This window comes from Geminocystis sp. NIES-3709 (assembly GCF_001548115.1).
Classification (GTDB): domain Bacteria; phylum Cyanobacteriota; class Cyanobacteriia; order Cyanobacteriales; family Cyanobacteriaceae; genus Geminocystis.
Genome location: NZ_AP014821.1, coordinates 1948216 through 1967721 on the forward strand (window position 1 = coordinate 1948216; position 19506 = coordinate 1967721).

Annotated in this window: 17 protein-coding genes; 12 read left to right on the top strand and 5 right to left on the bottom strand. The window is 35.0% G+C overall.

The features are described from left to right. Positions 1-43 precede the first annotated feature (43 nt). From fusA to GM3709_RS08365, 7 genes are all read left to right on the top strand, one after another. Positions 44-2119 (top strand): elongation factor G, encoded by a 2076-nt coding sequence (gene fusA / locus GM3709_RS08335; protein ID WP_066118241.1) that lies wholly within the window; start codon positions 44-46, stop codon positions 2117-2119. Positions 2120-2210: 91 nt separating this feature from the next. After that, a complete protein-coding gene (gene tuf / locus GM3709_RS08340; protein ID WP_066118243.1) occupies positions 2211-3440 on the top strand; it encodes an elongation factor Tu in 1230 nt (409 codons plus the stop codon). Positions 3441-3638: 198 nt separating this feature from the next. Beyond that, a complete protein-coding gene (rpsJ, locus tag GM3709_RS08345) occupies positions 3639-3956 on the top strand; it encodes a 30S ribosomal protein S10 (RefSeq protein WP_015223309.1) in 318 nt (105 codons plus the stop codon). A 97-nt stretch (positions 3957-4053) separates the two neighbouring features. Next, a complete protein-coding gene (rpmI, locus tag GM3709_RS08350; RefSeq protein ID WP_066118244.1) occupies positions 4054-4257 on the top strand; it encodes a 50S ribosomal protein L35 in 204 nt (67 codons plus the stop codon). 50 nt (positions 4258-4307) lie between these two features. Next, complete coding sequence (rplT, locus tag GM3709_RS08355; protein WP_066118246.1) at positions 4308-4658, top strand: 50S ribosomal protein L20; 351 nt, start codon at positions 4308-4310, stop codon at positions 4656-4658. A gap of 194 nt (positions 4659-4852) precedes the next feature. Beyond that, the gene (locus tag GM3709_RS08360; RefSeq protein WP_066118248.1) at positions 4853-5200 is read left to right on the top strand and encodes a phage holin family protein; all 348 of its coding nucleotides are present in this window, start codon (positions 4853-4855) and stop codon (positions 5198-5200) included. A 68-nt stretch (positions 5201-5268) separates the two neighbouring features. Continuing rightward, on the top strand, positions 5269-7053 hold the full coding sequence (locus GM3709_RS08365) for an ABC transporter ATP-binding protein (RefSeq protein WP_066118250.1): 1785 nt from the start codon (positions 5269-5271) through the stop codon (positions 7051-7053). Between the two features lie 314 nt (positions 7054-7367). Here GM3709_RS08365 and priA read toward each other — a convergent pair whose 3' ends face one another. Further along, positions 7368-9941 carry a primosomal protein N' gene (gene priA, locus GM3709_RS08370; RefSeq protein ID WP_066118252.1) on the bottom strand — a complete coding sequence of 858 codons (2574 nt, stop codon included), beginning with the start codon at positions 9939-9941 and terminating at the stop codon, positions 7368-7370. Between the two features lie 79 nt (positions 9942-10020). Between priA and GM3709_RS08375 the strand changes: the two genes are divergently transcribed. After that, positions 10021-11937 (top strand): GTPase family protein, encoded by a 1917-nt coding sequence (locus tag GM3709_RS08375; protein ID WP_066118254.1) that lies wholly within the window; start codon positions 10021-10023, stop codon positions 11935-11937. A 248-nt stretch (positions 11938-12185) separates the two neighbouring features. On the opposite strand, the gene GM3709_RS08380 is transcribed toward GM3709_RS08375, so the two are convergent. Next, positions 12186-13367 (bottom strand): glycosyltransferase, encoded by a 1182-nt coding sequence (locus GM3709_RS08380; RefSeq protein ID WP_066118255.1) that lies wholly within the window; start codon positions 13365-13367, stop codon positions 12186-12188. A 443-nt stretch (positions 13368-13810) separates the two neighbouring features. On the opposite strand from GM3709_RS08380, the gene GM3709_RS08385 reads away from it, so the two are divergent. Continuing rightward, complete coding sequence (locus GM3709_RS08385; protein ID WP_066118257.1) at positions 13811-14296, top strand: GUN4 domain-containing protein; 486 nt, start codon at positions 13811-13813, stop codon at positions 14294-14296. A gap of 38 nt (positions 14297-14334) precedes the next feature. On the opposite strand, the gene GM3709_RS08390 is transcribed toward GM3709_RS08385, so the two are convergent. Both GM3709_RS08390 and GM3709_RS08395 read right to left on the bottom strand, forming a co-directional pair. After that, complete coding sequence (locus GM3709_RS08390; RefSeq protein ID WP_066118259.1) at positions 14335-14835, bottom strand: hypothetical protein; 501 nt, start codon at positions 14833-14835, stop codon at positions 14335-14337. A 142-nt stretch (positions 14836-14977) separates the two neighbouring features. Further along, positions 14978-15262 (bottom strand): RNA-binding protein, encoded by a 285-nt coding sequence (locus GM3709_RS08395; RefSeq protein WP_066118261.1) that lies wholly within the window; start codon positions 15260-15262, stop codon positions 14978-14980. 301 nt (positions 15263-15563) lie between these two features. On the opposite strand from GM3709_RS08395, the gene GM3709_RS08400 reads away from it, so the two are divergent. Together GM3709_RS08400 and GM3709_RS08405 are read left to right on the top strand one after the other, a co-directional pair. Beyond that, entirely contained in the window at positions 15564-16160 is a 597-nt protein-coding gene (locus GM3709_RS08400; RefSeq protein WP_066118263.1) for a GUN4 domain-containing protein, read from the top strand. Positions 16161-16382: 222 nt separating this feature from the next. Next, a complete protein-coding gene (locus GM3709_RS08405) occupies positions 16383-17798 on the top strand; it encodes an efflux RND transporter periplasmic adaptor subunit (RefSeq protein ID WP_066118265.1) in 1416 nt (471 codons plus the stop codon). Between the two features lie 113 nt (positions 17799-17911). Here the strand turns inward: GM3709_RS08405 and GM3709_RS08410 are convergent, their stop codons facing one another. Further along, positions 17912-18493 (bottom strand): phycobiliprotein lyase, encoded by a 582-nt coding sequence (locus GM3709_RS08410; protein WP_066118267.1) that lies wholly within the window; start codon positions 18491-18493, stop codon positions 17912-17914. Between the two features lie 201 nt (positions 18494-18694). Here GM3709_RS08410 and GM3709_RS08415 point away from each other — a divergent pair, with 201 nt between their 5' ends. Next, positions 18695-19504 (top strand): pentapeptide repeat-containing protein, encoded by an 810-nt coding sequence (locus GM3709_RS08415; protein WP_066118269.1) that lies wholly within the window; start codon positions 18695-18697, stop codon positions 19502-19504. The last annotated feature ends 2 nt before the right edge of the window (positions 19505-19506 follow it).

The window sequence follows — 19506 nt, forward strand, 5'->3', positions numbered from 1 at the left end:
GAAATAACCTGAAAAGTATTGCTCTAAGTAAAAGGAGGTAACTGTGGCTCGTACAATTCCCCTAGAAAAAGTCCGTAACATTGGTATTGCGGCTCATATAGATGCGGGTAAAACCACAACAACAGAAAGAATACTTTTTTACTCTGGTATTGTTCACAAGATCGGGGAAGTTCATGATGGAAATGCTGTGACTGACTGGATGGAACAGGAAAGAGAGCGGGGTATAACCATTACTGCCGCTGCTATTAGTACTGATTGGAGAGGTCATCACATTAACATTATCGATACCCCCGGCCACGTTGATTTTACCATTGAAGTAGAACGATCGATGCGCGTCTTAGACGGAGTTATCGCAGTATTTTGTTCTGTGGGAGGAGTTCAGCCTCAGTCGGAAACGGTTTGGCGACAAGCCGATCGATATAAAGTACCTCGTATTGCTTTTGTCAATAAAATGGATCGTACAGGAGCAAATTTCTTAAAGGTATATAAACAGGTAAAAGAGCGTTTAAGAGCTCCTGCTGTTGCTATTCAAATTCCCATCGGTAGTGAAGAAAAATTCCAAGGCATCGTGGATTTAATTACCATGAAAGCCCACATCTATTTAGATGATTTAGGAGAACAAATCAAAATTGCTGATATTCCCACAGATATATTGGAATTAGCCCAAGAATATCGAGGCTATCTGGTGGAAGCCGTCGCAGAATCAGACGAAAATCTGTTGGAGAAATATTTGGGAGAAGAAGAAATTACCGAACAAGAAATTAAATTAGCCCTGCGTCATGGTACTTTAACAGGTGCTTTAATTCCCATGTTGTGCGGTTCAGCTTTTAAAAATAAAGGTGTACAACTGCTTTTAGATGCGGTGGTGGATTATTTGCCAGCACCAACGGAAGTACCAGCCATTAAAGGGATTTTGCCCGATGGTGAAGAAGGAGTAAGACACTCTAGCGATGATGAACCTTTCTCCGCTTTAGCCTTTAAAATTGCATCAGATCCCTATGGTCGTTTAACATTCATTAGGGTTTATTCTGGGGTGTTGACTAAAGGTACTTATGTATATAATGCTACCAAAAACAAAAAAGAACGCATCTCCCGTTTAATTATCCTCAAGGCAAACGATCGCATCGAGGTGGATGAATTAAGGGCAGGAGATTTAGGGGCGATTATCGGGTTAAAATTAACCACCACAGGTGACACTTTATGTGATGATCAAAATCCCATCATTTTAGAGTCGTTATATGTACCTGAACCAGTTATTTCTGTGGCAGTGGAACCAAAAACTACCCAAGATATGGATAAGTTATCCAAAGCCTTACAATCTCTTTCTGACGAAGATCCAACCTTTAAAGTGAGCGTTGATCCTGAAACTAATCAAACGGTGATCGCTGGTATGGGAGAATTACATTTAGAGATTCTAGTCGATCGAATGTTGCGAGAGTTTAAAGTAGAAGCCCATGTAGGACAACCTCAAGTAGCTTATCGTGAGACTATTCGTAAGGCAGTAAGAGCCGAAGGCAAATTTATTCGTCAAAGTGGCGGAAAAGGGCAATATGGTCATGTGGTAATCGAAATCGAGCCTCAAGAAGAAGGTAAAGGCTTTGAATTTGTATCGAAAATCGTAGGTGGTACAATTCCCAAAGAATATATCCCCTCCATCGGTCAAGGCATCAAAGAAGCCTGTGAATCTGGTATAATGGCAGGTTATCCCGTAATAGATCTCAAAGTTACTCTCATTGATGGTTCATTCCACGATGTGGACTCATCGGAAATGGCGTTTAAAATTGCCGGTTCAATGGCAATTCGGGATGGTGTTGAAAAAGCAGCACCTGTATTGTTAGAACCAATGATGAAAGTTGAGGTAGAAGTACCAGACAATTTCTTAGGAGATGTCATGGGAGATCTTAACTCTCGTCGTGGCACGATCGAAGGCATGAACTCAGAAGATAGTATTGCTAAAGTTACAGCCAAAGTTCCTTTAGGGGCGATGTTCGGATATGCGACTGATATTCGCTCTAAGACCCAAGGACGTGGTATATTTAGCATGGAGTTCAGTAATTATGCCGAAGTTCCTAGCAATGTGGCAAATACCATTATTGCTAAAAATAGAGGTTATCTATAGCAGAAGGCAAAAGTTAAAATCTGATGTCTCCGATAATGTACTCTGTAATATTAATTAATTTAATTCATTAAATAAAGGAAAAACAAAGAAAATGGCACGGGAAAAATTTGAAAGAACGAAACCCCACGTTAATATTGGTACGATCGGTCACGTTGACCACGGTAAAACTACTCTTACCGCAGCTATTACCTTAACTTTATCTGCACTCGGTCAAGCAAAAGCTCGTAAATACGATGAAATCGACGCAGCTCCCGAAGAAAAAGCTCGTGGTATTACCATCAACACCGCTCACGTTGAATACGAATCTCCCGATCGTCACTATGCTCACGTTGACTGTCCCGGCCACGCTGACTATGTTAAAAACATGATCACTGGTGCGGCTCAAATGGATGGAGCTATTTTAGTAGTATCTGCTGCGGATGGTCCTATGCCTCAAACCCGTGAACACATTCTCTTAGCTAGACAGGTTGGCGTACCTAGTCTCGTTGTATTCTTAAACAAAGAAGATCAAGTGGATGACGCTGAATTATTAGAACTCGTTGAATTAGAAGTTCGTGAATTATTAACTGAGTATGGTTTCCCTGGAGATGATATTCCTATCGTTGCTGGTTCTGCTTTAAGAGCTGTTGAGCAAATGACTGCTAATCCCAAAACCCAAAAAGGTGAAAACGAGTGGACTGATAAAATTCATGCTCTCATGGAAGCAGTAGATAACTATATCCCTACCCCTGAGCGTGACATTGACAAGCCTTTCTTAATGGCTGTGGAAGATGTATTCTCCATCACTGGTCGTGGTACTGTTGCTACTGGTCGTATTGAACGTGGAAAAGTTAAAGTTCAAGAAACCGTAGAATTAGTTGGTATTCGTGACACCCGTAGCACCACTGTTACCGGGGTTGAAATGTTCCAAAAAACCTTAGACGAAGGTATGGCCGGAGACAACGTAGGTGTTCTTCTTCGTGGTGTACAAAAAGAAGATATTGAACGTGGTATGGTATTAGCTAAACCCGGTTCTATTACTCCTCACACCAAGTTTGAAGCGGAAGTTTACGTTCTCAAAAAAGAAGAAGGTGGTCGTCATACTCCTTTCTTCCCCGGATACCGTCCTCAGTTTTATGTGCGTACCACTGACGTAACTGGAACTATCAGTGACTTTACTGCTGATGATGGTAGCGCTGCTGAAATGGTTATGCCAGGCGATCGTATCAAAATGACCGTTGAATTAATCAACCCCATTGCGATCGAGCAAGGTATGCGTTTTGCTATTCGTGAAGGTGGCCGTACCATTGGTGCGGGTGCTGTAGCTAAAATCTTAAAATAAGCTGACATGATAGGGGGTACAGATAGTTTTGTGCGCCCCCTTTTTGTCGCTATTTAAGCCCTTTTACCAAGACAAAAGATAAAACAAAATTACCCTTATTATTCCCAAGTATTAGTAGTAATAAGTGTTCATTGTTCCTTGTTAACTGTTCATTGTCTTCCGTACCTTGAAAATTTACACACATACAAAATATTAATCATGGCCACATTACAACAACAAAAAATTCGTATTCGTCTTAAAGCATTTGATCGTCGTTTACTCGATACATCTTGTACCAAAATTGTTGAAACAGCTAATCGTACCAATGCGCAACCAGTAGGCCCTATTCCTCTCCCTACAAAACGTAAAATTTATTGTGTGCTGAGATCTCCCCACGTTGATAAGGATTCGAGAGAACATTTTGAAACCCGTACTCATCGGCGTGTTATAGATATATATCAACCTTCTTCTAAAACGATCGATGCTTTGATGAAATTAGATTTACCTGCAGGGGTAGATATTGAAGTAAAACTCTAAATATTTGTTGTTTAAAATAACTAACCATCAATGGTTATTTTCGGATCATTAAACCCTAAATGCTATAATAGTAAATTGTGCCAATTTAGATAAAACCATGCCAAAATTAAAAACCAAAAAATCTGCGGCTAAACGTTTTCGTATTACTGGAAGTGGGAAAAAAATTGTCCGCCGTAAAGCAAATAAAAATCACCTATTAGAACATAAAAGTAAAGAACAAAAACGTCGTCGTTTAAGTAATCTTGCTTTAGTGCATGAGAATGACGAAAAAGAAGTTCGTTTAATGTTACCTTACGCCTAAAAAATTAAGTTTATTTAATTTATTCCTCATCAAATTTAATTGTAAAAAAAATGACCAGAGTAAAAAGAGGTAACGTCGCCCGTAAAAGACGTAATAAAATTTTAAAGTTAGCTAAAGGCTTTCGTGGTTCACATTCTAAGCTATTTCGTACCGCTAACCAGCAGGTGATGAAAGCCCTTCGTAATGCTTACCGAGATCGTCGTAAGAAGAAAAGAGATTTTCGTCGTCTTTGGATTGCTCGTATCAATGCAGCAGCTAGACTTCAAGGTATTAGCTACAGTCAGTTAATTAACAAGTTGGATAAGGCTAATATTGTATTAAATCGTAAAATTTTGGCGCAGTTAGCTATTCAAGATGCTGATGCCTTTCAAAAAGTTGTTGAATTAGCTGTTAACAGTTGAAATCTCGATCGAATTACATATTAATAAAAGAGTGTTCAAAAGCAGTTCTTAACGCTTAAGGACACTTTTTTTGTTTTCATAAATTTTGTCTTGTATGTTTTGTTATTACAGAATAAAGTCTTTTATTCGTCAGTTAAATCTAATTTTCTGTTAACTTATAGTAATAACTTTGAGTTTTAAGAGAAAATATAGTTATGTCACAATTTATTGTCACTTTGATTGTTACTGCTATCTCTATGATAGTAACAGCTAAAGTTATCCCCGGTATCGTGATTAATAGTGTTCAAGCCTCTTTAATTGGTGCCTTTGTGTTTGGTCTTGTTAATGCTATTGTGAAACCACTTTTAATTTTATTCACCCTTCCAGCTACAATTCTGAGTCTTGGTTTATTTTTGTTTGTTGTGAATGCACTTTGTTTTTGGCTGGTAGCTTATTTTACTCCCGGATTTGAAGTTAAAGGTTTTTTTGATGCCCTTTTCGGTTCAGTTTTGTTATCTCTTGTGGCTGGTTTCTTAAATCAATTTTTCGATAAATCAGCTTAAATTTTTTTACTAATTTTGAAAATAGTGGGCATTGCCCACTCCATAAATCAAAAAAATACTACTTTTTCATGATTTCTAAATCTGTTCATCCGTTATCTCGTTTAGTCAAATATTCCCACAAATATCAGACTTCTATTTATCAAGCGGTAACTTGTTCTATTCTAAATAAGTTATTTGATTTAGCTCCTCCTGTATTAATTGGTGCGGCAGTAGATGTGGTGGTAAATCGTCAAGATTCTGTTATTGCTAAGTTTGGGGGAGTTGACACTGTTTTTGGACAATTATTAGTTTTAACGGCTTATTCAGGGGTTATTTGGGGTTTAGAATCAATTTTTGAGTACGCATACCAACGTTTATGGCGTAATCTTGCCCAAAATATACAGCATGATTTACGCCTGGATGCTTATCGTCATATTCAAGATTTAGAGTTAGAGTATTTTGAAAATAGAAGCACTGGAAGACTTTTAGCCATTCTTAATGATGATATTAACCAATTAGAACGGTTTTTGGATGTTGGTGCTAATGATATTTTACAGATTGTTACCACTGTAATTGTTATTAGTGCCACTTTTTTCGTCTTAACTCCTAACACTGCATGGATGACTATTATTCCTATTCCTATTATTATCTGGGGTGCGATCGCATTTCAAAAATTTCTTGCTCCTCGTTATATGGATGTTAGGGAAAAAGTAAGTGTGCTTAATAGTCGTCTAGCGAATAATTTGACTGGTATTACTACCATAAAAAGTTTTACCACAGAACACTATGAAATAGATCGAATCCGTAAAGATAGTGAAGCCTACTTAAGGAGTAATCAAAAAGCAATTACCTTAAGTGCGGCATTTATTCCCTTAATTCGAGTGGTAATTTTAGCCGGATTCGTGGGAATTTTACTCTATGGTGGTTTGGAAGTTGAAAAAGGTAACTTAGCGGTGGGTACTTATAGCGTATTAGTATTCATGACTCAAAGACTACTTTGGCCTTTAACGGGATTAGGACAAACCCTTGATTTATATCAACGGGCAATGGCTTCCACTTCAAGAGTGATGGATGTTTTAGATACTCCTATGACGATTCATTCAGGAGATTTACCTTTACCTCTAAACGGTGTCAAAGGTGAAATTCAATTTAATAATATTACGTTTGCTTACAACGAAAGAGACCCCGTCTTAGAAAATTTTAACTTGATGATTCCTGCCACTTCAACAATTGCTATCGTCGGCTCGACAGGTTCAGGAAAAAGTACTATAGTTAAGTTATTGTTGCGGTTTTACGAAATTCAATCAGGTAATATAACTCTTGATGGCATCAATCTTAAAGATATTGTATTGTATGATTTACGTCGTGCCATTGGTTTAGTCAGTCAAGATGTGTTTTTGTTTCATGGCAGTGTGAGAGAGAATATTGCTTATGGTAGCCCGAATGCCACAGAAGAAGATATTATTAAAGCGGCACAAATAGCAGAAGCTCACGAATTTATTATTGAATTGCCTCAAGATTATGATACGATCGTGGGTGAAAGAGGACAGAAATTATCAGGAGGACAAAGACAAAGATTATCTATTGCAAGGGCAATTTTGAAAAATCCCCCTATCCTAATTCTTGACGAGGCAACTTCAGCAGTAGATAATGAGACGGAAGCTGCGATCGCAAAATCTTTAGAACATATTACACAGAATCGTACTACGATAATGATAGCCCATCGACTTTCCACCATTCGTCATGCAGACTGTATTTATGTGCTGGAAAAAGGAAAAATTGTTGAGCAAGGAAAACATGAGGAGTTGATAGAAAAACAGGGAATTTATGAAAGTTTATGGAGAGTACAAACAGGAAATATTCATTTAAAATAAAAATTTGTAATATTTAGATCTTGCACCTCTATTACCTCAGTTCGACATAAAAGTTTTGATTAAGGTAGGAGACAGGAGATAAGAAATAGTAGTAATAATTGATTGTAAAACTACTAAAATTGATTTTTCTAGTTTTGTTTCATTAGTATTGTCCCATTATTGTAAACCTGACAAATATGCACATCCCCTTGTATTTAATTATTATTAACTTTAATTTATGTATTTTTTATGAATAATCAGAGGGATTTTTTTCTTTAAAAATGCTTTAATAGTTAACTTTTGATACATAGAAAATATTAAATATTTCCTCTATTTTACTCAATTATTAACGGATCTGCATCAATTACTAAAGATACAGAATTATGACAATATTGTTTTAGAGTTAATAATTTTTGCTTTATTTCTGTTGTAAAATTATCCGCAGATTTAAGTAATATTTGCCAACGATAACGATTTGCTACCCTCATGACATTTGCTGGTGCGGGGCCTAATATTTCGATATTATCTGATAATAAATTAGCACAAATATCAGCGATCGAGTCGGCTGAATCTCGCACTTTATCTCCGTCAACACCACTAAAACGGAGTAAAATTAAATTGCCGTAAGGAGGATAGTTTAAACTCTTTCTTTCTGATAATTCTCTCTCACAAAAAGCTAAATAATCATGATTTTGCACTGCTTGAATTACAGGATGTTCTGCTGAGTAAGTTTGAATAATTACTTTTCCGGCATCATCACCTCTACCAGCGCGCCCTGCTACTTGGGTCAAAGTTTGAAAAGCTCTCTCGGAAGCTCTATAATCAGAATGGAATAGCAAACCATCCGCAGAAACCACTCCCACAAGAGTAACTTGTGCCAAATCGATACCTTTAGTTAACATTTGAGTACCTATTAATATATCTGCTTTTCCTTGGGCAAAATCTTCTAAAATGCGACGATGAGCATTTTTTGTGCTGGTGGTATCACTGTCAAACCTTAATATTTTTAATTCAGGAAACTCCTTTTCTAATTCTAATAAAACTTTTTGTGTACCCGTACCGAAAAACTTGAGATAGGGAGAGAAACATTGAGGACATTTTTTTGGGTGCAATTCTGTATGGTTGCAATAATGACATCTTAATAACTCCGTTGCTCCCTCATGGGTATAGTGATAGGATAAGGATACATCACAATGAGGGCATTCCATCACATAACCACAGCTACGACAAGAGACGAAGGTGCTATGTCCTCGTCGAGAAATAAATAAAATACCTTGTTTACCTTCTATTTTCAGTTTATTTAAAGCATCTTGAAGGCTATAACTAAAGATACTGCGGTTGCCTTTTCGCAATTCTTGACGCATATCGACGATTTCGACAGGGGGTAAAGGGCGATTTTGAATACGATTTGGAAGGGTGACGTAGTAGTTATTTCCTTTTATATTTGATTGTAGGGGAAAATGATCTTCTTCAACCTCTCGTAATAAGGAGGGAGTTTTGGAAGTATCGTTTAATGAAGAAAAAATTAAATAGTGATTGTTTTCGGTAGCAAGTCGCCAAGATTCAAGGGAAGGAGTCGCAGAGCCTAAAATTAGTGGACAATTGACTAATTCTGCTCGATAATTTGCTATTTTAACCGCATGATAGGTGGGAATGGGTTGATGTTGTTTGAAACTGGTATCATGTTCTTCATCTAAGATGATCATACCAATATTCGGTAGGGGAGCAAAAACTGCACTGCGAGTGCCGATAATAACTTGAGATTCTCCTGTTAGCATTTGTCGCCATGTATCATATCTTTCACCATCGCTCAAGGCACTATGATATACACAGACTTTATCACCAAATCTTGCCCTAAATCTATCGGTAAGTTGGGGAGTTAAGCCTATTTCTGGTACTAATACTAAAGCTGACTTTTTTTGTTGTAGAATAGGTGCGATCAACTGTAGATACACTTCTGTTTTACCTGATCCTGTTACTCCATGCAATAATACTGTAGAGTAAGATTCTAAACTGTTGATAATTTCTAACGCACGATGTTGATCTTTTGTCAAGATTTTAGGTTCATCTTTTGGGGGAGAAGAATCTTGTAATAGGCGCAAGGTTTCTCTTTCTTGAATAACAACACAACCTTTTTTTACCAAGGTATTAACCACAGAATGACTATTTAATTCACAGAGTTTAACTAAGGTGGGAAGGGGTAATTCTCCATGATGATTTTTTAAAATAGTTAAGACATCTCTTTGTTTTTGAGTGAGTTGACTATCCTCATTTTCTCCGAGAAAAGTCACAACTTTTGTATATTTGGGAGTTGCTTTAGAAGGGGGTTGTAAATAAATTTCTAACCATTGCTTTTTCAGTAATCCTTTAATTGCCTGTCTCGCATTTTTGACTTTTTGGGTTACAAAGCTATAACTATAATCTCTTGTCTTACTTTGTTTTAATAGTTTAATAACTTCCCATTGATTAACCGTACAATTATCATGTCCATCGTCGGGGATGTTATCGGTTAAAAGTTTTACCCTTCTTTGAGATTTGCCTAGTAATTTGGGAGGTAAGGCAACTCTAACAACATTAATTAAATCCGTGAGATAGTATTCTGCTGTTAATTGTAATAATGCCCAATAATGCTCAGGAAAAAACCCTGTGGTAATAATATCATCTATTTCTTTAATTTGATCGATCGACAAATCTTCAGAAGGTTGAGAAAGTAATGTTAACACAATTCCACCGACAATGGTGTTACCAAAAGGCACACTAACAATATCGCCGACTTTAATGGTAGTGTCAGGCTTTATTTTGTAGGTATATAAGCCTTCTGCATACACACAATCTACTAAAACTTCTACCCATTGAGGAGATGTTATCTTTTCAATATCATAAGCGGATATGGGTTCTGCTACTTTCATTCTGTTAAGCTAAGGTGCATTTGGTGTTGTATATAATTTTATCAGTAATAATTAAATCAATCTCCGTATTTATATTTTTATGATTCGTTTAAAATCTTGGCAATGGGTTATTTTAGCTACTCCGATTATCGGTTTAATTACTTTTTTTGCAATCGCAACAGGTTTACAAATTCACGCTTGGGGTATTAACTGGATATGGGCAATATTTGTCGCTATATTTGTTGGTTGGCGTTGGTTGTTGGTGAAATGGACAAAACCTCTATTTCCCAATGTAGAAAATATCATAACAGAAGTAAAACAAGACTTAAAAAATACAACTTTCAATAACAATAATTCCGAGACAATTCCTAAGTTAGAAGAAGCATTACAAGTTATTATCACAAAAACCAGAGATGATGTCCCTATTTGGGAAGATTTGCAGTTATTTTTTCAACGTTGCCAAGATTTAGTCACCTCCATCGCCAAAATATATCACCCCGAAGTAGAATACCCGTTATTGAATATTTACATTCCGCAAGCCTATGGATTAATTAGAGGTACAGTGGATGATATGGATAAGTGGATGAAGCAGTTGTCTCCTGCTTTAAATCAAGTTACGATCGCACAGGGGTATCAAAGCTATCAAATATACCGCAAACTGGAACCCTCTGCTAGAAAGTTATTACAAGTATGGAATTGGGCACAATGGGTGATAAATCCTGCGGTGGCGGCGGCTAAATTAGCTAGTCAGGAAAGTAATAAACAAGCTAATCAAGAATTATTAATCAATCTGAGTCAAATATTGAGAGAAGTTGCCTTGCGCAATCTTGCCCGTCAAACTGCTTTATTGTATGGTGGTGATACCCTTCCACTAGATAAATTTCCGTCTTCTAATAATATATTACCTGCCGTCAAAACCAACACTTTACAGGAAATTCTTACTCAAGCTGAAAAACCTGAACAAATAGAACAAAAACCCGTTAATATTTTATTAGTCGGTAGAACAAGTGCAGGAAAAAGTAGCCTTATTAATACTTTGTTTAATGCTCAAACTGCGGAAGTGGATGTTTTGCCTAGCACTACGGATATAAAAAGTTATCAATGGGAAACCAATACAGGAGATACTTTAAATCTATTAGACACCCCCGGCTATGAGCAAATCAATCGTCCAGAATATCAAGAAATGGTGTTAGATTATGCCCATAATGCTGATATTATCTTACTTTTAAACCCTGCTCTTGATCCAGCGTTACAAATGGATAAAGATTTTTTGCAAAAACTCAACACAGATTTGCAGGAGATTCCCATTTTTACTATTATCACCCAAGTCGATCGACTGCGTCCCCTTCGGGAATGGCAACCCCCTTATAATTGGCAAACGGGAAATTTACCTAAAGAAATCTCAATCCGAGAAGCCGTTAAGTATCGTCAAGAAACCCTAGGAGAATTTTGCACTCAAATATTACCTATAGTTACTGCCGACTATCTTACTTCTCGACAATCATGGCATGATGACATTTTAGCTATCAATATCTTAGACTCGATCGTTCCTGCCAAACAAATTCGATTAGCCCGTTTTTTCCGCAATTTGGAAGCGAAAACCATTGCCGCCGCAAAAATTATTGATAAATATTCTTTTCAAATGGCAACCTCTCAAGGATTAACTGCTTTACTTAAAAGTCCCGTCTTACAATTTATTTCAACTCTTAGCACAGGCTCACCCCGTTTAGCTTTACTTTTAGCAGAAAAAATTCCTATTGAGCAGTTACCTGTTGTTATTGGAAAACTGCAATTAGCCTTTGATTTATTCTCTTTGTTAAGCACTAATAATGAAAATAAAATGCAATTTGATTTACTATCTTTATGGACTTTTTTAATTGAAAACAACGGTAATCCACAGGATGATGCTTGGGCTTTAGGGCATAGTTTAGTAGAATATTGGAGTAAAAATCTTACTTTTAATCAACTAGAAAATAGATATAAATTTTACTTGAAACAACGTAAATCATTAAATTAATTATACCTGAATAAAACATACAAAAATTAACCTAATACCTAACGGTACTTTGAAAAACTTTGGGGCAAAAATAGCTTCAAATACAGTCAGAGTAAGAGATTTAGGTAAAAGCCATAAAAACGGCTGAAACTCTTGGTATAAAAGGAAAAGTTATTGATCGATGTAAAATCTTTGATTTATAACGATTTGAGACTCATAGTTTAATATTTTTAGTTTAAGTACCGCTAACACCTTTTGTAAATTAATTACTATATTTTTGTTTCTGTACTTCGCCAACTTAATTTTAAATTTAACCAAAAATTCCAAATTGTTACAAGAGCGATCGCTAATAAATTAGCAAGATAGGGATTTAAGTCAAACACATTAAAGAAAAAATTTAATAGTAAAACATTAATAATTAATCCTCCTAAACAAACTATATTAAACTTAATTAATCGCTTAATTTTTTTTCTCTTTCCGGGTTGTTTTTGAGAAATATCTTTAAAAGTCCAAGCATCATTCCAAAGAAAATTATTAATAATAGCTAATTCTGCGGCTATAATTTTACTACGAGTTAAAGGTAAAGCTAAAGTGGTAGAATCACTGAGAAGATATAAAAATATCATATCGATAAATACTCCGCTTAAACCTACTACTCCAAAACGAATAAAACGGTTAATTTGCCATAAAGATAACCTTAAACGAATTAAGTGGCGAATATAGTCAATATACTGTTTTTTTGTTACCTTACTTTCCCCTTCTTGACGTTCTTGAAATACATAACCTACTTCTCCAATCCATGCTATTTTACCTCTCCCTAATACTTCCACTAAAATTTTATAACCTAAGGGGCTAAGATTACACCCAAATAAACATCGGCGACGTACTAAAAAATAACCACTCATGGGATCAGAAATTCTCCCAATTACTTCAGGTAATATAAATAATCCTAAAGTTTGTGCACCACGAGATAAAAAACGGCGTAGGATACTCCAATCACTTACTCCTCCTCCTTCGACATTTCGACTAGCTACGGCTAAATCTGCACCTTTTTGTATTTCTTCCCATAAATTTAATAATGTTTGTGGTGGATGTTGTAAATCTGCATCAATTACTCCTAATATTTCACCTCTGGCGACTTGCCAACCTCTAATTACGGCAGTAGATAATCCTTTTTCTTTTTCTCTACGCATGACTTTAAGAGAAGGATATTTTTCACTTAATTCTAACCCTACTTTCCATGTTCGATCGAGACTATCATCATCCACTATAATTAACTCATATTCTTGAGGAATAACTTGATCTAATAATTCAGTAAGTTGTGTGACTAAACTGGGAATATTTTTACTTTCGTTATAGGTGGGAATAATCAGAGAAAATAAAATTGGATCACTATGAGGAAGAATAGTTAAATTATTTATAGGTGTAGGAATTAAGCCGTTTGAAGTCATGTATTTGAATGGAAAATTATACGCTGTTGATAAAGGTAATTTTGACAGTTAAAACATTTCTTGTAAAAATATACTAGATATTAAAACCTCTAATGGCGATCGTAATTAAAATATTACCAGTAATATAGTAATCCTAAATAGGTTGTGTCTCAAAACAGAAAGATTTTGTAATTTATCATTGCTAAAAAGGATTTGGGCTAATTTTTGAGAATCTTTGACTGTTTACAACTCCTAAACAGATTGCCATAATAATATTTTGTTAAGATTAAATAAAAAATTTAGGTTTATCTCAGATTTTGTACCAGTATAATAAATAGTACTTAGACTAAACGGAAAAAATCAATTTTAGCAATTTTAAAATCAATTCTTGTCACTTTTCCCTCTTGTCACTGAGAATTTATGATTGAGGTGCAAGATCTAAATTTATTGTTGATTATAAAATAATGAAGGAAAAAACTAAGTTAAATTATCTTAAGTTAAAAGATTATCTAATAAAAAATCAATGGAAATTAGCAGATTTACAAACAAGAAAATTAATGTTAAATATTACAGGTGCTGATAAACGTCAAGATATTTTATTAACACAAAATGACTTAAATAATTTTCCTTGTGAACATTTAATACTTATCAATAATCTCTGGCAAAAACAGAGTCATAATCATTTTGGATTTACTATTATTAATCAAATTTATTTAGACTGTAATCAAGACTATAAATTGTTAGCTAAAAAAGTTGGTTGGTATCACAATAATGAATGGATAAAACAAGAAAAAATAAATTTTAGTTTAGAAGCACCTCAAGGACATTTACCACTTTCATGGTTAATTCCTAAAACTTTTTCTGTTTATTGGTGTTCTCGTTTTGCCAGTGCAGGATGGGGATTACTTTTAAATAGAATAAACCAATGTGATATAAAAAATTATGAATAAATGCAAACTTATTTATCTTAATTTTAAATAATAAATTTTTACTGTTGATAAGTTTCCATACTTTCCAATTGAAAACCTCTTAAAATATTTTTCCCTTTATTAACAATAAATTCATCTCCTTGAATAATAAGTAAATATTTTCCCGCATTAACACGATTAAGAAATGGTACAGTGTCTCCACTATTTTCTAAAAAACCACTACCACCTACAAAAAAACTACCCATAGCACCACCGATCGCCCCTAAAATACCACCTATGATATGATTAAAAGGCTCACCAGCCCAACCAAAAGTATCAATAGTAGTAATAGCATCAAAGGTAAAACCCCCAAAAAAACCGAAGGGAATTAACCAATAAGCCATTCTCATAGCATTTTTGCGTCCTTCTGCACTACGATCGAGAAAAGTAAAATCAGAAACACTTTTATAACCTTTACCAATAATAGATAATTGATTGAGAGAAACGCCCCCTTTTTCTAAAATAGTGTAAGCGGATTCTGCCTGAATACGATCAGATAATACTGCAATTAAATAATTCATCTTCAAAAATTTAATATAAAAGTTATTTTTTTAAGTAAGTACATCTCAAAAGTTGGTCAAGTCTTTAAAGAATTGAACCGAATAAAAAAGACTACTTAAAGAGTAGCCTAAAAATAGTTATAATTTTAACAATGGAAAAAGATTAATTACGGAAATTTTTACGACGATTATCTCCATTACCTTCTTCTCTAGGTTTCGCTTTATTTACCTTCATTTGTCTGCCCATCCATTGAGCACCATCCAAAGTTTCAATAGCCTTGTCTTCTTCATTATCATTAGACATTTCCACAAAACCAAAGCCACGCATTCTTTTCGTTTCACGATCGACAGGTAAATATACACGCTTAACTTCACCGTAATCAGCAAAGACTGCTTGTAAATCTTCTTCTGTTACATCATAGGATAAATTCCCTACATATATGGACATAAACTTGCTCCAAAATCTTAATTTACACTGAGATAATTGAGACGACGGACATGAATCTTTCCATATTGCACGAGGAATAACCTTTCAAGACTGGAATCAAACACTGTTACCGAACCGAACCTCAAATTAACACTACTTTCAATTTATCATATTCAGGAAAAGATTGTCTTTAATTTAGTGCTAAAAAACAGAAAGAACATAAGAACACTTTAATAAAAATATTTTAGGTTTAAGATAAAATTTTTTGCGGATCAGTACCATAGGTTAAACTATAACTAAAAACTCAATTAATCCTAATAATATGAAACTCAAATCATTGTTTTTCGGTTTTATCCTTACCTTTAGCAGTGGCAATTTTTTTAATTCCCTTCAAGCACAAACGCCATCAAATTCTCAAAACACTCCTGTTTCTAATGATGTAAAAATAGATTTTACTAATCTTACTCAATTATTAACAGATCAAAATTGGCGTAGGGCAAATGATGAAACCAGACGTATTATTCTCCAAGCGACAGGTAGGACATCTGTGGGTTGGATTCCTCCCTCAGATTTACAAAATCTTTCTTGTTCCAATTTGAAAACGATCGATACACTATGGAAAGAAAATTCTAATGGTAGGTTTGGTTTTAGTGTGCAATTTCCTATCTATGTAGAAACAGGTAATCGCCCAGGGCGACTGGTTAGTGATGATGCCTTTAATCGTTTTGGTAATCGTGTCGGTTGGCGTAAAAATGAGGATTGGATTATTTTCATTGAGAATCTTAACTATACCGATAATGCACCTATTGGTCATTTTCCTAATCCTCGTCCAGAATATTCTATTACTGGGGGTAGATTGCTTTACTCTACATTAGCCCAAAGAATGGTGGAATGTAATTTAGTTACTTATGAGAAATAGGTACTTGTCGAGATAAATTGAAAATTATTGACAGTGAATGTCTGACTTTAACTTAATTTGATACACAAAACGTAAAATATCAATCATAAAAGTATCGGTTACAATCACATTAATAAGCAATACTCCAAAATTAATTTAATATTCGATCGATGATTTGATTTATAGTTCTAAGAGGTTTTAACTTCTTGCTTATGCCATTATCAATAATCATTCGTTACTCCTATGAAGAAAAAACTATTTATCTCCAGAAATATTGTTACTACTATGTCTATTTTTGCGATCGCAATATCTGGATGTAGTGAAAAAAAAACCGAAACTCCAGCCCCTCAACCGATTCCCGTTAGTTTAACAACCCTCGAAACAGGAAAACTAATTGATAGTACAGAATATGTTGGGACTTTAGAAGCCGTTAGTCGAGTCAATTTAGCTCCTGAAATTAACGGTAGAATCATGACAATAGCAGTGAGAGAAGGTGATTTTGTAACACAAGGGCAATTAATTGCAGAATTAGAGCCTACTCAACAACAAGAAGATGTATTTGCTGCATCTGCCAATGTACAAAGTCAAATTGCTGCCTATAATCAATCACAATCGGAATTAAAACAAAGAGAAGGAGAAAGAGATAGTTCTTCATCTCAAGTAGCAGGACTGAAAGCTGATGTAAGTAGAGCGGAGGCTAACCTCAAATCCGCTCTTGCCGATTTACAAAGAGCCACTGCCGATTTAGAATTAGCCCAGATAAACTTCGATCGATCCAAATTTTTAGTAAATTCTGGAGTATTACCCACTCAGGATTTAGATGATAAAACTAGAGACTTGAATAGTGCTAAAGCTACTGTAACCGCCAGAGAAGAAGCCGCCCAAGCGGCACGATCGCAAGTTCAAACTACCAAAGAATCTCTTAATTCAGCCCTTAGTAATTTAAAAGTGGCACAAGAAAGAATACAAGGGGCAAAATCTAATATGGATAGAGCAAAAGCCAATATTGATGAATCAAGAGGCAATAAAGGTAGTATTGAGCAAAACTTGATTTTTAATAGAATTGTTGCTCCTGTCGATGGTATTGTGGGGGATTTTAATAAGAAAAAAGTAGGAGACTATCTCAATCCCGGGGAAACATTTACGACGATTACTAATAACGATAATTTCCTTCTCAATGTTAACGTACCCATAGAAAATTTACCTCGTTTAAAAATTGGTCTTCCCGTAGAAATTCTTGGAGATAACAATACCCCAGTTGTATCAGGTAGTATTAGTTTTATTTCACCTTTGACAGATCAGAATAATCAGTCTATCACTGTTAAAATTAGCTTTGTCAATGATGGTAGTTTTAAAGACGAAAAATATGTTCGCGCTCGTCTGATTTGGGATACCAAACCCGGTGTTTTAATTCCCACCAACATAGTTAGTAGTTTGGGAGGACAAAAATTTGTCTTTGTAGCGAAACCAGGAGAGTCAGACACTTCCCTTACCGCTAAACAAGTTCCTATTACTATTGGTGATATTCAAGGACAAGAGTATCAAGTACTTTCAGGAGTTCAACCCGGCGATCGAGTTGTTACATCCCGTATTTTAGACTTGAGAGATAATACCCCTATTACAGAGGCACAATTAACCTCTAGCAATAAGAGGGAATAAATCATTTTTATTAGCCTACTTTTAGTCGTTTAATCAAGATATTACTATAAACTTCGATTTTTAGACTTGTTGCTGAATGTACAGTGTTAAGCAAATCAAAAGATTTTTTCACCCTAACTAACAAGGGAATATTTCTGTGCCATTTTTTTTAACATCTGATTAGAAACACAACGACGCTCAGAACAGTAACCCATAAGGTTAACACCATTCATCATTTTTACAGTGCTAACACGCACCCGAAAATCATCCGTAATAAACCAACATCTTTCCATACCCTGATTTTTTTCATATTCAGTGATGATAGTTAAGACACCATCGGGAGAAAAATTATATTGACAAACGACTGGAATCCCTTCCACATAACCTTTATTACGAAGAAATCTACCACGGGTTTTATCTTCTTTATCAGGAATATCCACTAAAATGGCCGCCCAATTCGGGTTCGGATTAGGATCGTCTAAATTATCCTGCCATAAAAAACTAGCACCACCAACGGGTAAATCTCGATCGATATTTTGTTCTTCACATACTTTGATGATGCGAGTATCATTTTTATCTAAAACTTCAATAATAATATTAGAATCTCCAGATTGTTCAGCAGTAGTATCAAAATGATGTACAGTTCTTTGAGAAAACCAAGTTCCTTCACTTTTACGAAAGAAATCCATCATTGTCATGGGTGGTTTTAGTTGCATAGACTTTTAGAGTTTTTTGTTAAACTTGTTGATAAAATAGGCTTGATTGCTTTCTTTAGTAATGTTAAGAAAATGAGAGAAAATCTTGTTTATTACTAATAAAACCTTATTATAGATTCAAAATACATCCTTTAAATTCTTAAACTTCTTCATAATTAGATACAGTTGTTAACTTTCCTAACATTGAATTTTTAATTAAATATGTCATTATCTCAAACTCATTCCTTATCGGAAATTTTAACTATTATCAAACAAGATAAAAATTTATCTCAAGCAAATCTCCAAAATATGGATTTATCTGGATTAGACTTGTCGGGAGTAAATTTTACGAAAGCTAATCTTATCGGTGTTGATTTTTGTAAAGCAAATCTCAGTGGTGCTAATTTTCAGTATGCAGATTTAAGAGGCGTAAATTTAAAAAATGCGAATCTTAACAACTCCAATCTGGAAAATGTATTGTTACATCGAGGATTACTTCAAGGTTGTAATCTAACAAATGCTAATTTAGATGGTGCAAAATTAATTCTTGCTTACTATGATAGTGAAACAAAATGGCCGGATAATTTTGATTATAAAAAATCTGGTGCCGTAGGGCCACAAGCGAGTTTAAGTGGAGTTTTTCTCAATACTGCTAATTTGCGAAATGTTGATTTAACAGGAGCGAATTTACGAGGTGCTTATCTTAGTGGTGCAGACTTGACGGAAGCAAATTTAACTCGTGTTGCTTTCAGTGGTGCAAATTTGAAATATGCGTTTTTGACAGGGGCAAATTTACAAGATGCCATCTTTGTGGGTGCAGAATTGGAGGGGGCAGATTTACGAGGTTGTAATTTAAAAGGAACTAATTTTGAAAATCTTAATAGTATTGCCGGTGCAGATTTTTCCTTTGCCCAAGGATTAGACGAAAAAACCCTAGCTATTCTTTCAAGTTTTCCACCTCAAGAGTTGAATACTTGGAATGCTTTTACTCGCAATAATACGAAAACCAGTCTTTCTCTTAATGATCAATAATT

Bases quoted from the DNA above. Each gene is read 5' to 3' on its own strand.
- tuf (WP_066118243.1), top strand. From the start codon at position 2,211: ATGGCACGGGAAAAATTTGAAAGAACGAAACCCCACGTTAATATTGGT.
- rpsJ (WP_015223309.1), top strand. From the start codon at position 3,639: ATGGCCACATTACAACAACAAAAAATTCGTATTCGTCTTAAAGCATTT.
- rpmI (WP_066118244.1), top strand. From the start codon at position 4,054: ATGCCAAAATTAAAAACCAAAAAATCTGCGGCTAAACGTTTTCGTATT.
- rplT (WP_066118246.1), top strand. From the start codon at position 4,308: ATGACCAGAGTAAAAAGAGGTAACGTCGCCCGTAAAAGACGTAATAAA.
- GM3709_RS08360 (WP_066118248.1), top strand. From the start codon at position 4,853: ATGTCACAATTTATTGTCACTTTGATTGTTACTGCTATCTCTATGATA.
- GM3709_RS08365 (WP_066118250.1), top strand. From the start codon at position 5,269: ATGATTTCTAAATCTGTTCATCCGTTATCTCGTTTAGTCAAATATTCC.
- priA (WP_066118252.1), bottom strand. From the start codon at position 9,941: ATGAAAGTAGCAGAACCCATATCCGCTTATGATATTGAAAAGATAACA.
- GM3709_RS08375 (WP_066118254.1), top strand. From the start codon at position 10,021: ATGATTCGTTTAAAATCTTGGCAATGGGTTATTTTAGCTACTCCGATT.
- GM3709_RS08380 (WP_066118255.1), bottom strand. From the start codon at position 13,367: ATGACTTCAAACGGCTTAATTCCTACACCTATAAATAATTTAACTATT.
- GM3709_RS08385 (WP_066118257.1), top strand. From the start codon at position 13,811: ATGAAGGAAAAAACTAAGTTAAATTATCTTAAGTTAAAAGATTATCTA.
- GM3709_RS08390 (WP_066118259.1), bottom strand. From the start codon at position 14,835: ATGAATTATTTAATTGCAGTATTATCTGATCGTATTCAGGCAGAATCC.
- GM3709_RS08395 (WP_066118261.1), bottom strand. From the start codon at position 15,262: ATGTCCATATATGTAGGGAATTTATCCTATGATGTAACAGAAGAAGAT.
- GM3709_RS08400 (WP_066118263.1), top strand. From the start codon at position 15,564: ATGAAACTCAAATCATTGTTTTTCGGTTTTATCCTTACCTTTAGCAGT.
- GM3709_RS08405 (WP_066118265.1), top strand. From the start codon at position 16,383: ATGAAGAAAAAACTATTTATCTCCAGAAATATTGTTACTACTATGTCT.
- GM3709_RS08410 (WP_066118267.1), bottom strand. From the start codon at position 18,493: ATGCAACTAAAACCACCCATGACAATGATGGATTTCTTTCGTAAAAGT.
- GM3709_RS08415 (WP_066118269.1), top strand. From the start codon at position 18,695: ATGTCATTATCTCAAACTCATTCCTTATCGGAAATTTTAACTATTATC.